Here is a 13,072-nt window from a genome sequence, read left to right as displayed (position 1 = left end):
AATAAACAATGATTTTATTTCATATTACGAAATTGTTTCTTGTGATTTGAAAATGAGTTTGCAATACTGCAGACCATCACATGAGGAGAATCAGCATGGCCGCCTTACCCGAGATGCAACCGTCGTCCTTGAATGCCACCCCGGGCGATGACGATCCGCAGGAAACCCGCGAATGGCTGGATGCGCTGCAAGCGCTGATTGACTCGGAGGGGCCGCAGCGCGCGCATTTCGTGCTCGAGTCGCTGATCTCGCAGGCGCGGCAAAGCGGGGTGGACATGCCGTTTTCCGCCAACACCGCCTATGTCAACACCATTGCACCCGACGAGGAGGCGCGCAGTCCCGGTAATCTGGAGATCGAGGAGCGGCTGCGTGCCTACATGCGCTGGAACGCCATGGCCATGGTGGTGCGGGCCAACCGGCTGCACCCTGCAGATGGCGGCGACCTCGGTGGGCATATGGCCTCGTTCGCCTCGCTGGCCACCATGTACGGCACCGGGTTCAACCATTTCTGGCATGCGCCCACGGCCGATCATGGCGGCGATCTGATCTATTTCCAAGGCCACAGCTCGCCCGGCATCTACGCCCGGGCCTACATGGAGGGGAGGCTCACCGAGGAGCAGCTGGCGCATTTTCGACGGGAGGTCGGTGGCAAGGGACTATCGAGCTATCCGCATCCCAAGCTGATGCCCGACTTCTGGCAGTTTTCCACCGTCAGCATGGGCCTGGGGCCGATCATGGCGATCTATCAGGCGCGCTTTCTTAAATACCTGCACGCTCGCGGCATTGCCGATACTTCCAAACGCAAGGTCTGGGTGTTCTGCGGCGACGGCGAAATGGACGAGCCCGAGTCGCTCGGCGCCATCGGTCTGGCCGCACGCGAAAAGCTCGACAACCTGATTTTCGTCGTCAACTGCAATTTGCAGCGCTTGGACGGCCCGGTGCGCGGCAACGGCAAGATCATCCAGGAGCTCGAGGCCGAGTTCCGCGGCTCGGGCTGGAACGTGATCAAGCTGATCTGGGGCTCGTACTGGGACCCGCTGCTGGCGCGCGACAAGGACGGCATCCTGCGTCAGGTGATGATGGATGTGCTCGACGGTGACTATCAGGCGATGAAGGCCAACGACGGCGCGTTCGTGCGCAAGCACTTCTTCGGCCGCGACCCGCGTCTGCTTAAGATGGTCGAGCACATGAGCGACGAGGACATCTGGCGCCTGAACCGCGGCGGTCACGATCCGCAGAAGGTCTACGCTGCATTCCACGCCGCGGCCAACCATCAGGGCGGCCCCACGGTGCTGCTGGTCAAGACCATCAAGGGCTACGGCATGGGTCGCGCGGCCGAGGCGCGCAATGTGGCGCACCAGGTCAAGAAGCTCACCGACGACGATATCCGCGAATTCCGCGATCGCTTCAACATTCCCATCCCCGACAGCGAGCTGCCCAAGCTGCCGTTTTTCAAGCCGGCCGACGACACGCCGGAAATGAAATACCTTCTCGAGCGGCGCAAGGCGCTGGGCGGCTTTCTGCCGCAGCGGCGGCAAAAGGCCGATGAACATCTGCCGGTGCCCGACCTGAAGGAGATTTTCCAGCCCATGCTGGAGGCGACCGCCGAGGGCCGCGAAATCTCCACCACACAGGCGTATGTGCGCTGTCTCAACCAGCTGCTGCGCGACAAGACGCTGGGGCCCCGTGTCGTGCCCATCCTCGTGGATGAAACCCGCACCTTCGGCATGGAAGGGCTGTATCGCCAGATCGGCATCTACGCGCCCGAAGGGCAGAAGTACACGCCGGTGGACCGCGGCGAGGTCATGTACTACCGCGAGGACAAGCAGGGCCAGATCCTGCAGGAAGGCATCAACGAGGCCGGCGGCATGTCATCATGGATCGCTGCGGCCACCAGCTATTCGCACAGCAACCGCATCACCATTCCGTTCTACATTTTCTATTCGATGTTCGGCTTCCAGCGCATTGGCGACCTGATCTGGGCCGCCGGTGACATGCTGGCGCGCGGCTTTCTGCTGGGCGGCACCTCGGGGCGCACCACGCTCAACGGCGAAGGTCTGCAGCACGAGGATGGTCACAGCCAGGTCATCGCCTCGACCGTGCCCAACTGCATCAGCTACGACCCGACCTTCGCGCACGAGGTCGCGGTCATCCTGCACGCCGGTCTGAAGCGCATGGTGGAGAATCAGGAAGACGTGTTCTATTATCTCACCCTGCTCAACGAGAACTACGCCCAACCCGGCCTGCAACAAGGCACAGAGGAGCAGATCCTCAAGGGCATGTATTTGTGCAAGCCGGGCAAGACCCGAGTCAAGACCAGGGTGCAACTGCTCGGTTCCGGCGCGATCCTGCGCGAGAGTCTGGCCGCGCAGACCCTGCTGGAAAAAGACTGGGGTGTGGCGGCCGATGTGTGGAGCTGCCCGAGCTTCAACGAGCTGGCGCGCGACGGCATGGCCACCGAACGCTGGAATCTTCTGCACCCGGGCGAGACGCCGCGCGTGCCCTTCGTCACCCAGCAACTGGCCGCGCATGCGGGCCCGGTGGTGGCCAGCACCGACTATGTGCGGCTGTTCGCCGAACAGATCCGCCCCTACCTGCCCAAGGGCCGCAGCTACCGCGTGCTCGGCACCGACGGTTTCGGCCGCTCCGACACCCGCACCGAACTGCGCCGCCATTTCGAAGTCGACCGGCACTACATCACCCTGGCTGCGCTGCGCGGGCTGGTCGACGAAGGCACGCTGCCCGCGGCCAAGCTGAACGAGGCCATCGCCAAGTACGGCATCGACACCGAGAAGGTGTTTTCGCTCTACGTCTGAGCGCAGCCCCACACATCACACAGGAGACGCACACATGGCGGTGGTTGAGGTCAAGGTTCCCGACATTGGGGATTTCAAGGATGTGGAAGTCATCGAGGTGCTGGTCAAGCCGGGTGATACGGTGGTGGTGGATCAGTCGCTGGTGACGGTGGAGAGTGACAAGGCCAGCATGGAGATTCCCAGCAGTGCGGCCGGGGTGGTCAAGGCGTTGCGGGTGAAGCTGGGCGACAAGGTCAGCGAGGGCAGCGTGCTGCTCGAACTCGACACCGCCGACGCCGCGCCTGCGCAGCCTGCGGCCCAAGAGGCTGCCGCGAGCGTCCCACCACAGCAGCCACAGCCGTTGCAGCAGACCAGCTCCGCGGCTGAGGAGGCGCCGGCTGCAGCACCCGTTGCCATTCCCCCGGCGGCGGTCGGCGTGGGCTTTGCTTCCGAGCCACGCCATCACACCCCGCCAACAGCGGCGCTGCCCACGCCCGCACCAAGCGCACCGCCAGCGCAGTTGCCACATGCCTCGCCCAGCGTGCGCAAGCTGGCGCGCGAACTCGGTGTGCCGCTGGCGGAAGTCAAGGGCAGTGGTCCGAAAGGTCGCATTACCGCCGAGGATGTGCAGGCTTTCGTCAAGGCGGTCATGGCGGGTCAGGCCGTCACCCAGGCCGCTGCGGCAGTCGGTGTCGGTGCAGGCAAGGGCGGCGGGGGCCTGGGCGGGCTCAACCTGCTACCCTGGCCCAAGGTGGACTTCGCCAAGTTCGGCCCGGTGCGCACTGAGCCGCTGTCGCGCATCAAAAAGCTCTCGGGGCCGAATCTGGCGCGCAACTGGTCGATGATCCCGCATGTCACCCAGTTCGACGAGGCCGATGTCACCGAACTCGAAGCCTTCCGCAAGGAGAGCAACGAACGGCTGGCCAAGCAGGGTGTGAAGCTCACCATGCTGGCCTTTGTGATGAAGGCCTGCGTTGCCGCGCTCAAGGCCATGCCGGCGTTCAACAGCTCGCTCGACGAGACCGGCGAGAACCTGATCCTCAAGGACTACATCCACCTCGGCTTTGCCGCCGACACGCCGCAGGGCCTGGTGGTGCCGGTGCTCAAGGATGTGGACAAGAAGGGCCTGGCGCAGATCGCCCGGGAAATGGGCGAACTCGCCGCCACCGCGCGCGAAGGCAAGCTCAAGCCCTCCGACATGCAGGGCGCCACGTTCACTATTTCCAGCTTAGGTGGCGTGGGCGGCACGGCGTTCACGCCCATCATCAACGCGCCGGAGGTAGCCATCCTCGGGCTGTCCAAGACGCAGATCAAGCCGGTGTGGGACGGCACCGCGTTCCAGCCGCGGCTGATGCTGCCGCTGTCGCTGTCGTACGACCACCGGGTGATCGACGGCGCAATGGCCGCGCGCTTCACTACCTTGTTGACCGAGCTGCTCGCCGATCTGCGGCGTGTGCTGATCTAAGCGGGAGCAGGGCATGGCAACGATCGAGGTCAAGGCTCCCGACATTGGGGATTTCAAGGATGTGGAAGTCATCGAGGTGCTGGTCAAGCCGGGTGATACGGTGGTGGTGGATCAGTCGCTGGTGACGGTGGAGAGTGACAAGGCCAGCATGGAGATTCCCAGCAGTGCGGCCGGGGTGGTCAAGGCGTTGCGGGTGAAGCTGGGCGACAAGGTCAGCGAGGGCAGCGTGCTGCTCGAACTCGACACCGCCGACGTGCCGCAAGCCACGCCCACGACAGCGCCGCAGGCGGACGGCAAGCCGGCGCCAGCCGTACCGCAGGCTGCGACACAGGCACTCGCACCGGCGACTGCGTTTCCCGGCAAGGTCGATACGGAATGCGATCTGCTGGTGCTCGGCGCCGGCCCCGGCGGCTATTCCGCCGCGTTCCGCGCTGCGGATCTGGGACTGAAGGTCGTGCTGGTCGAGCGTTATGCACAACTTGGCGGGGTGTGTCTGAACGTGGGCTGCATTCCGAGCAAGGCGCTGCTGCATGTGGCTGCGGTCATCGACGAAGCCGCGCACTTTGCCGATCTCGGCGTGCACTTTGCCGTCCCGACCGTGGACCGCGACAAGCTTGCTGCGCACAAGGCCAAGGTCGTGGGCAAGCTCACTGGCGGGCTGGCCGCAATGGCCAAGATGCGCAAGGTGTTGGTGCTGCGCGGTTACGGCAGCTTCCTCGACGCGCATCATGTGCAGGTCGAGCTGACCGAGGGCGAGGGCCAGACCAAGACCGGCGCGACGCAGACCGTGCGTTTTGCCCGCGCCATCATCGCGGTGGGCAGTCAAGCGGTGCGCCTGCCCTTTTTGCCGGATGATCCGCGCATCGTCGATTCCACCGGCGCGCTGGCGCTGCAGCATGCGCCGAAGCGCATGCTCATCATCGGCGGCGGCATCATTGGTCTGGAAATGGGCACGGTGTATTCCACCCTGGGTGCCCGGCTGGACGTGGTGGAGATGCAGGACGGTCTGATGCCAGGTGCCGACCGCGATCTGGTCAAGGTCTGGCAGAAAATGAATGCCAAGCGCTTCGACCGGGTGATGCTGGGGACCAAGACCGTGGCCGCGCAGGCCCGGGACGACGGCATCTGGGTGCGTTTCGAGGGTGAGGGAGCCCCACCGGAGCCGCAGCGCTACGACCTGGTGCTGCAGGCCGTGGGCCGCGCGCCCAACGGCGGCAAGATCGCCGCCGACAAAGCCGGGGTGGCCGTGGATGCCCGCGGTTTCATCGCGGTGGACGCGCAGCAGCGCACTAATGTGCCGCATATCTTTGCGATCGGCGACATCGTCGGCCAGCCGATGCTGGCGCACAAGGCAGTGCACGAAGGCCATGTGGCCGCCGAGGTGTGCGCGGGCGAACTCAAGGGTGATGTCGTGCTGGCCAGGGCCGCGTTCGATGCGCGAGTGATTCCCAGCGTGGCCTACACTGACCCCGAAATCGCCTGGGTCGGTTTGACCGAAGACGTCGCGAAGGTGCAGGGCATTACGGTGACCAAGGGGCTGTTTCCGTGGAGCGCATCGGGCCGGGCGATTGCAAACGGACGCGACGAGGGCTTCACCAAGCTACTGTTCGACAAGACCACACACCGCATCGTCGGCGGCGGCATCGTCGGCACGCACGCAGGCGACTTGATCGGCGAGATCGCGCTGGCCATCGAAATGGGCGCCGACGTGGTGGACATCGGGCGCACCATCCATCCACATCCGACCCTGGGTGAGTCGATCGGGCTGGCGGCGGAGGTGGCCGAAGGCAGCTGCACCGACCTGCCGCCAGCGCGGCGCTGACGCGGCGCTTGGACGGCCAAGCCTATTGGCCGTCCAAGCTGCTGCCAGTGCCCTGTTGCTGTGGGTCGTCCTGCGCCACCTCGGTGTGTTGGCCGGTCAGAATGCGGCGAGCGCCATCAAAACGCTTGGCCCAGTACGGCGCGTCCAGGCTTTCGATGCGTACGGTCTGTCCGGGGCGCGGTGAGTGGATGAACTGGCCGTTGCCAATGTAGATGCCCACATGCGAAAACGCCCGGCGCAGGGTGTTGAAAAACACCAGATCGCCGGGCTTGAGCTGGCTCTCGGAAATTTTCTCGCCTTCGCGCGCCTGCTGCGCCGCACTGTGCGGCAACACCGTGCCCAAGGTCTCTTGATAAACGTAGCGCACGAAACCCGAGCAATCGAAACCGCTGCGCGCCGAATCGCCGCCGTAGTGATACTGCACCCCGAGAAAGCTCAGCGCATTGACCACCAGGTCGGATGCGCGGGTCGACACCTGCTGGACGAAGCCGTTGTTGGTCAGCCATTGCTTCAGTGAGGCATCGTCGCGCTGCGCATTCTTGACCTCACGCACCGCATTGGCCGAGGGCTGGGGCGGATCGATTTTCGGCAGCATCCCCGGGTCGGCCCAAGCCGGCGCGCTGCACAGCAGACAGCACGCGAAAACGATGGGCGGGAACAAGGGCTTGACACGCATAAGCGCAGCAATTTAGGTAAATTGCCCCTTGGTGTCAACGATTGTGCGGCGCAAAATAAAAATCAACGATCTTGCGGAGGCGACTGTATGTTCACGGCGTGGCGACTCGATCAGACCGATCAGGGATTTCGTGCAGCACTTACTACGCTCGACGATAGCGAACTACCCGAGGGCAATGTGACCGTGGCGGTGGACTATTCCACCATCAACTACAAGGACGCGCTGGCGCTCACGCACCGCAGCCCGGTGGTGCGACGCTGGCCGATGGTGCCGGGCATCGACGGCGCCGGCACAGTGCTGGAGAGCACTCATCCCGATTGGCGGCCGGGCGACCGCTGGCTGCTCAACGGCTGGGGCGTGGGCGAGACGCATTGGGGCTGCCTGAGCCAGCGCGCGCGTCTAAACGGCGATTGGCTCATTCCCCTACCCAAGGGATTCACTGCGCGTCAGGCCATGGCGCTGGGCACTGCAGGCTATACCGCCGCGCTGTGCGTGCTGGCGCTGCAGCAGCATGGCGTCCACCCGGGGCAAGGTGAGGTGCTGGTGACCGGTGCCAGCGGCGGCGTGGGCAGTGTGGCCGTGGCGCTGCTGGCCAGGCTGGGCTGGACCGTGGTGGCCTCCACCGGCAAGCTGCACGAGCAAGCCTACTTGCGCGAACTCGGTGCTGCGGAAATCATTGACCGCAACACTCTGTCGACCCCGGGCAAACCGCTGCAGAAAGAGCGCTGGGCGGCGGTGGTAGATACGGTGGGCAGCCATACCCTGGTCGATGCCTGCGCGCAGACACGCTGGGGCGGTGTGGTCGCCGCCTGCGGTCTGGCCGGGGGCATGGATTTTCCGGGTACCGTGGCACCGTTCATCCTGCGCGGGGTGACGCTGGCGGGCATCGACAGTGTCATGCAACCCCGGCCCGCCCGCTGCAAGGCATGGCAGCTGCTGGTGGACCGCATCGACCCACAGATGCTCGATCGCATCGCCCGCGACATTCCGCTCGAACAGGCAGCCGCAGCGGCGCAGGACTTGCTGGACGGCAAGGTGCGGGGCAGATTGGTGGTCAAGGTCGGATCACACCTTGGTTGATTCGACACGCTGATGTTCGAAGGGCATCGCCAATCACCGTCCACCCTGCCTTCCCTCATACACAAAGGCTTGCCCCTTCCCCCATCCGGTGGGGGAGGATGGGAGGGGGGTCGTTCGACAGACCCCATACCCAATCAATCGGCACTGCCCATGTCAGTCAAGTGTCAGCCCCGCTTTCTAGGCTGACCCCAGAACAACACACAGGAGACAACATGATGTCCGAGACCTCCTACGCGGCGTTCTACCGCCGCAGTGTGCAATCCCCCGAGGCGTTCTGGGCCGAACAGGCGCAGGCCATCGACTGGCAGCGTCCCTGGGATCAGGTGCTCGACCGCAGCCATCCGCCGTTCGCACCGTGGTTCGTCGGCGGGATGACCAATCTGTGCCACAACGCGGTCGATCGGCACCTGCCGGATCGCGCACAACAGCCTGCGCTGGTGTATGTGTCTACCGAAACCGGGCAGGAGCGCACCTATCCCTACGCCGAGCTGCATCGCGAGGTGCAGACCATGGCCGCGAGTCTGCAAAGCCTGGGCGTGGTCAAGGGCGACCGAGTGCTGATCTACATGCCGATGATCCCCGAGGCGGTATTCGCCATGCTGGCCTGCGTGCGGCTGGGCGCGGTGCAATCGGTGGTGTTCGGCGGCTTTGCCTCGGCCAGCCTGGCTGCGCGCATCGACGATGCCCGGCCGAAGGTGATCGTCAGTGTGGACGCCGGATCGCGCGGCGGCAAGATCATGCCCTACAAGCCGCTGCTCGACGAGGCGCTGCGCCTCTCTACGCATCCGGCAGCCCGGGTGGTCGTGGTCGATCGCGGTCTGGCGGATTGGTCGCGGCAGGACGGCAGAGACATTGCCTATGCCGAACTGCATGCGGCGCACGCGCAGGCGCAGGTGCCCTGCACCTGGGTCGAGGCGACGCATCCGAGCTACATCCTCTACACCTCGGGTACCACCGGCAGGCCCAAGGGCGTGCAGCGCGACACCGGTGGTTATGCCGTCGCGCTGCACCTGTCGATGCGATTGATTTTCGGCGGCAAGCCCGGTGAGACGTTTTTCTGCACCAGCGACATCGGCTGGGTTGTCGGGCACAGCTACATCGTCTACGCGCCGCTGCTCACCGGCATGACCACCATCCTGTATGAAGGCACGCCGGTCCGCCCGGACGCCGCGGTGTTCTGGCGCGTGGCCGAGCAGTACCGGGCCAATCTGATGTTTTCAGCACCAACGGCCATGCGCGTACTCAAGCGCCATGACCCGGCGCTGCTCAAGCGGCACGACCTGTCGGCCTTGCGCGCCATCTTTCTTGCAGGCGAACCGCTGGACGAGCCGACCGGCCGCTGGGTGGCCGAATCGATAGGCAAGCCGGTGATCGACAACTACTGGCAGACCGAGACCGGCTGGCCCATCCTGGCCACACCGCAAGCGTTTCCCGATGTTCCCTCGCGCCTGGGATCGCCCGGCGTTTCGATGCCTGGTTATCAGGTCTGTCTGCGCAACGAAGCCGACGGTGAGCCGGTTGCGCCGGGTGAGAAAGGCGTGGTCGCGATCGACTGGCCGCTGCCGCCGGGCTGCCTGCAGACCATCTGGGGTGATGATGACCGGTTTGTCCGTACCTACTGGAGTACATACCCCAACAAGCAGGTGTATTCCACCTTCGACTGGGGCCGGCAGGACGCCGATGGCTATATCTACATTCTGGGGCGCACCGACGATGTCATCAACGTCGCGGGACACCGGCTCGGCACCCGCGAGATCGAAGAGTGCATCAGTGCACATCCGTTGGTCGCCGAGGTTGCTGTGGTCGGGGTGCAGGATGCGCTCAAGGGCCAGGTTGCCTGGGCTTTCGTGGTGCTCCGCCCGGGACAGGACGGCACCGCCGCGGCACAGCAGGCAGCGATCGCCGCGCATGTGGACGTACAGTTGGGCGCAGTTGCCCGGCCGCAGCGCATCTGCCTGGTGTCTGCATTGCCCAAGACGCGTTCTGGCAAAATGCTGCGCAGGGCCATCCAGGCCATCTGCGAGGGGCGCGATCCCGGTGACCTCACGACCCTCGAAGACCCGCTTGCCCTCCAGCAAATTCCAGATGCCATTGCCCGCTCCTGATAGTCCATGCGCATAATTCAGCGTCTCGTCAAGAATCCGGGCGGGCGCACCGCACAGCACGGCTTGCGTCGCGTGGTGCGGTGTTGTCCCTGGTTAGGCCTGCACGCGGGTTTGGATTGCATGAACAAGTCCTAGGGAAACTCCTAGGCGCCAAGGGTGGACAAGGCTAATCTGGGCGAGAAAAATATCAGTGCTTGCTTATAAGCAAATTCACATGCTTGAGAACGAATCTCCCCCGGAACTGGTCACATCGCCTGCTGACGACCTCTCGGTCGATGTGGATCGGGTCTTTGACACCGCGGCAGAACTCTTCGGTGTACTCGCCACACCACTGCGTCTGCGGATCCTGAACTCGATCTGTACCGGGGAAAAGAGCGTCAGCGAAATCATGAGCCAGGTCGATTCGACCCAGCCCAATGTGTCCCAGCATCTCAAGGTGTTGTACCAAGCCGGCGTGGTCGCCAAGCGTCGCGTCGGCAATCAGGTTTATTACCGCGTGCAAAGCGAGAAGGCAGTGCAGTTGTGCCGCACCGTGTGTACGCAAATTGCCATCGAACTCGACGACCCCGAATCGGTATCCCAGTCGGATCGTCTGGCCCGACGTGCTTACTAAGAGCGAGAAAGAGGATGAGTGACTACACAAAAAAGCTAGGCCGGTTGCGCAAGGCACCGGAAAACTTCCTGACCGCTGAGCAAATCGCCCAGGTTCAGGCGGGGCGCCGCGATTTTTTGCGTAAGGCGTTCCTCACTGCCAGTGCCAGCATGGCTGCAGGCGGTGCTGCGAACGTCTATGCAGCGGATCGCAAGGACTGGGAGGGTGACAAGGGCAGCAAGTTCATCCTCAAGGAGCAGGAATGGCGCACCACGCTGGGTGCTCCGGTGAACGAGCCGCCCTACGGCATGCCGTCCAAGTACGAGAAAGACCTCGTGCGCCGCATCAGCCCAGGCCTGGCTGCGGTGAACCAGGCCAACGTCGCATTTGCGCCGCTGCAGGGCATGTTCGGCATCGTCACTCCGTCAGGGCTACATTTCAACCGCTCGCACCAGGGCTGGTACGACATCAACCCCGAAGACTTTCGCTTCATGGTGATGGGCGAGGGCAAGCTCATCAAGACCCCCAAGGTCTACACCGTGGGCGATATCATGCGCATGCAGCCGGTGTCGCGTTTTCATTTCATCGAATGTGGCGCCAACTCGGCGATGGAATGGGGCAACGTGGCGCTGCCGACGGTGCAATACACCCACGGCATGGTGTCATGCTCCGAGTTCACTGGCGTGCCATTGATCGACATTCTCGAAGACTGCGGTGCCGACCTGAAAGGCGTGCGCTTCATCATGGCCGAAGGTGCAGACGGCTCGACCGAGAACCGCACGATTCCGATGTCGCTGGTGCTTTCCGGCGAAGTGCTGGTGGCGTATGGCCAAAACGGTGAGATGCTTCGCCCCGAAAACGGCTATCCGCTCCGCCTGGTGGTGCCAGGTGTCGAGGGGGTTTCGAACATCAAGTACCTGCGTCGCATCAAGCTGGGTACCCAGCCGTTCGCGACCAAGGACGAGACTGTGGGTTATGTCGACCTGATGCCCGATGGTCGCCTGCGCCAATACACCTCGGTGATGGAAGTCAAGTCGGTGATCACCTCTCCCTCTGGTGGCCAGGTGTTGCTCGACAAGGGTCTGTACAACGTGACCGGTCTGGCCTGGTCAGGTCGCGGCAAAATCAAGCGTGTTGATGTTTCTTTCGACGGAGGCGTGAACTGGCAACAGGCGCGGCTGGAGGGGCCTGTCATGAGCAAGGCGTTCACGCGATTCAACATTCCTTGGGTTTGGAAAGGCCAAGTTGCCTTCCTGCAAAGTCGTGCGATCGACGAAACCGGTATGGTGCAACCTACCTACGAGGAGTTGCGTAAGGTGCGCGGCACCCGTTCCGTCTATCACAACAACGCAATCCAAACCTGGCAAGTCGAAGAAACTGGAGATGTTCGCAATGTCCAACTCGCGAATTCGTAAAGCCGCACTGGCGGCCATTCTGGGTGGGGTGTTCGCAGGTGGTGCCTCGCTGGCGCAGGCCGCCGGCCCTGCCGTCAACCCGCAAGTGCCTGCAAAGGCAGTCAAGCTCGATGCCACGCTAGGACGACCGGCAACGCCAGATGAAATCAAGGCATGGAATATCGATGTGCGCCCTGATTTCCAGGGCCTGCCGGCAGGCTCCGGCAGCGTCGCGACTGGCACCAAGCTGTGGGAAGCCAAGTGCGCCTCGTGTCATGGAGATTTTGCCGACTCCAACGCGGTCTTTCCGCCCCTCGTCGGTGCCTATCAGGCGACCAAGCAGGACATCAAGACCGGCCGTGTCGCCAAGCTAGCCGATATCAACGACGGTGCCACGACCATCGAGAAGCTGTCGACAGTCTCCACCCTGTTCGATTACATCCATCGCGCAATGCCGTGGAACGAGCCGGGCTCGCTGACGTGGGATGACACCTACGCGCTGGTGGCCTATCTGCTCAATCTGGCCAACATCGTGCCGAGTAATTTCGTGCTCACCCGAGACAATGTGCAGCAGGTGCAGGACATGCTGCCCAACCGCAACGGCATGATCTGGAACCATGGAATGTGGCCTGGCAAGGAGATTGGGAATGGGGGTATCCCGGATACCCACAATAAGGATTGCATGAAAAACTGCGCTCCAGCTCCCAAGATCACAAGCTTCATTCCTGAGTTTGCACTGAACAACAACGGCAACCTCGCCGACCAATACCGTCAGTGGGGACCGATCCGCGGCATGGTGACCGAATCTGCCGCTGAACAGGAAAAGAAGGCAAAAGAAAAGGCTGCGGCGGCCGACAACCCCGGTGCCAAGGTTGTTGCTCTTTTGAAAGACAAGTCCTGTCTGGCTTGCCACAGCCTGGGTGACACCAAGCTTGTCGGACCGGGCTACAAGGAAGTCGCTGCCAAGTATGGTGGCAAGAAAGACATGGTCGCCGAACTGACCACCCGCATCATCAAGGGCGGATCGGGTGTCTGGGGATCCGTCCCCATGCCGCCGCAAAACATTAGCGAAGCCGATGCCAAGATGATTGCGCAATGGATTGTCGACGGCGCGAAGCAGTAATACGTTACTCGGATACAGGG

The 13,072-nt window shown here is 63.2% G+C and carries 9 protein-coding genes; 8 read left to right on the top strand and 1 reads right to left on the bottom strand.

Annotation, left to right across the window (positions count from 1 at the left end; all coding sequences use genetic code 11):
- The first annotated feature begins 95 nt into the window (after positions 1-95).
- From aceE to lpdA, 3 genes are read left to right on the top strand one after another with little or no spacing between them, the layout of a single operon-like run.
- Positions 96-2,816, top strand: a complete 2,721-nt coding sequence (gene aceE / locus ACZ47F_RS00845) for a pyruvate dehydrogenase (acetyl-transferring), homodimeric type (protein WP_464925425.1) — start codon at positions 96-98, stop codon at positions 2,814-2,816.
- Positions 2,817-2,850: 34 nt separating this feature from the next.
- Positions 2,851-4,260, top strand: a complete 1,410-nt coding sequence (aceF, locus tag ACZ47F_RS00840) for a dihydrolipoyllysine-residue acetyltransferase (RefSeq protein ID WP_464925424.1) — start codon at positions 2,851-2,853, stop codon at positions 4,258-4,260.
- Positions 4,261-4,273: 13 nt separating this feature from the next.
- Positions 4,274-6,082, top strand: a complete 1,809-nt coding sequence (gene lpdA / locus ACZ47F_RS00835) for a dihydrolipoyl dehydrogenase (protein ID WP_464925423.1) — start codon at positions 4,274-4,276, stop codon at positions 6,080-6,082.
- A gap of 22 nt (positions 6,083-6,104) precedes the next feature.
- On the opposite strand, the gene ACZ47F_RS00830 is transcribed toward lpdA, so the two are convergent.
- Positions 6,105-6,758: a C40 family peptidase gene (locus tag ACZ47F_RS00830; RefSeq protein WP_464925422.1), complete on the bottom strand. Its 654-nt coding sequence runs from the start codon at positions 6,756-6,758 to the stop codon at positions 6,105-6,107.
- 87 nt (positions 6,759-6,845) lie between these two features.
- Between ACZ47F_RS00830 and acuI the strand changes: the two genes are divergently transcribed.
- The 5 genes from acuI to ACZ47F_RS00805 all read left to right on the top strand — a co-directional run bounded on the left by acuI (position 6,846) and on the right by ACZ47F_RS00805 (position 13,052).
- Complete coding sequence (gene acuI, locus ACZ47F_RS00825) at positions 6,846-7,838, top strand: acrylyl-CoA reductase (NADPH) (RefSeq protein WP_464925421.1); 993 nt, start codon at positions 6,846-6,848, stop codon at positions 7,836-7,838.
- 215 nt (positions 7,839-8,053) lie between these two features.
- Positions 8,054-9,943 carry a propionate--CoA ligase gene (locus ACZ47F_RS00820; RefSeq protein WP_464925420.1) on the top strand — a complete coding sequence of 630 codons (1,890 nt, stop codon included), beginning with the start codon at positions 8,054-8,056 and terminating at the stop codon, positions 9,941-9,943.
- A 214-nt stretch (positions 9,944-10,157) separates the two neighbouring features.
- Complete coding sequence (locus tag ACZ47F_RS00815; protein ID WP_464925419.1) at positions 10,158-10,556, top strand: ArsR/SmtB family transcription factor; 399 nt, start codon at positions 10,158-10,160, stop codon at positions 10,554-10,556.
- A 14-nt stretch (positions 10,557-10,570) separates the two neighbouring features.
- Entirely contained in the window at positions 10,571-11,950 is a 1,380-nt protein-coding gene (gene soxC / locus ACZ47F_RS00810) for a sulfite dehydrogenase (RefSeq protein ID WP_464925418.1), read from the top strand.
- Complete coding sequence (locus tag ACZ47F_RS00805; RefSeq protein WP_464926550.1) at positions 11,928-13,052, top strand: c-type cytochrome; 1,125 nt, start codon at positions 11,928-11,930, stop codon at positions 13,050-13,052. Before soxC ends, ACZ47F_RS00805 begins: the two co-directional genes overlap by 23 nt.
- Positions 13,053-13,072 lie beyond the last annotated feature (20 nt).

It is taken from the genome of Thiomonas islandica (genome assembly GCF_055383445.1).
The sequence above is the reverse complement of the archived record's forward strand: the minus strand, read 5'-3'. Positions and strand labels throughout refer to the sequence as shown.

Bases quoted from the DNA above. Each gene is read 5' to 3' on its own strand.
- ACZ47F_RS00830 (WP_464925422.1), bottom strand. From the start codon at position 6,758: ATGCGTGTCAAGCCCTTGTTCCCGCCCATCGTTTTCGCGTGCTGTCTG.
- soxC (WP_464925418.1), top strand. From the start codon at position 10,571: ATGAGTGACTACACAAAAAAGCTAGGCCGGTTGCGCAAGGCACCGGAA.
- aceF (WP_464925424.1), top strand. From the start codon at position 2,851: ATGGCGGTGGTTGAGGTCAAGGTTCCCGACATTGGGGATTTCAAGGAT.
- acuI (WP_464925421.1), top strand. From the start codon at position 6,846: ATGTTCACGGCGTGGCGACTCGATCAGACCGATCAGGGATTTCGTGCA.
- ACZ47F_RS00805 (WP_464926550.1), top strand. From the start codon at position 11,928: ATGTCCAACTCGCGAATTCGTAAAGCCGCACTGGCGGCCATTCTGGGT.
- aceE (WP_464925425.1), top strand. From the start codon at position 96: ATGGCCGCCTTACCCGAGATGCAACCGTCGTCCTTGAATGCCACCCCG.
- lpdA (WP_464925423.1), top strand. From the start codon at position 4,274: ATGGCAACGATCGAGGTCAAGGCTCCCGACATTGGGGATTTCAAGGAT.
- ACZ47F_RS00815 (WP_464925419.1), top strand. From the start codon at position 10,158: ATGCTTGAGAACGAATCTCCCCCGGAACTGGTCACATCGCCTGCTGAC.
- ACZ47F_RS00820 (WP_464925420.1), top strand. From the start codon at position 8,054: ATGTCCGAGACCTCCTACGCGGCGTTCTACCGCCGCAGTGTGCAATCC.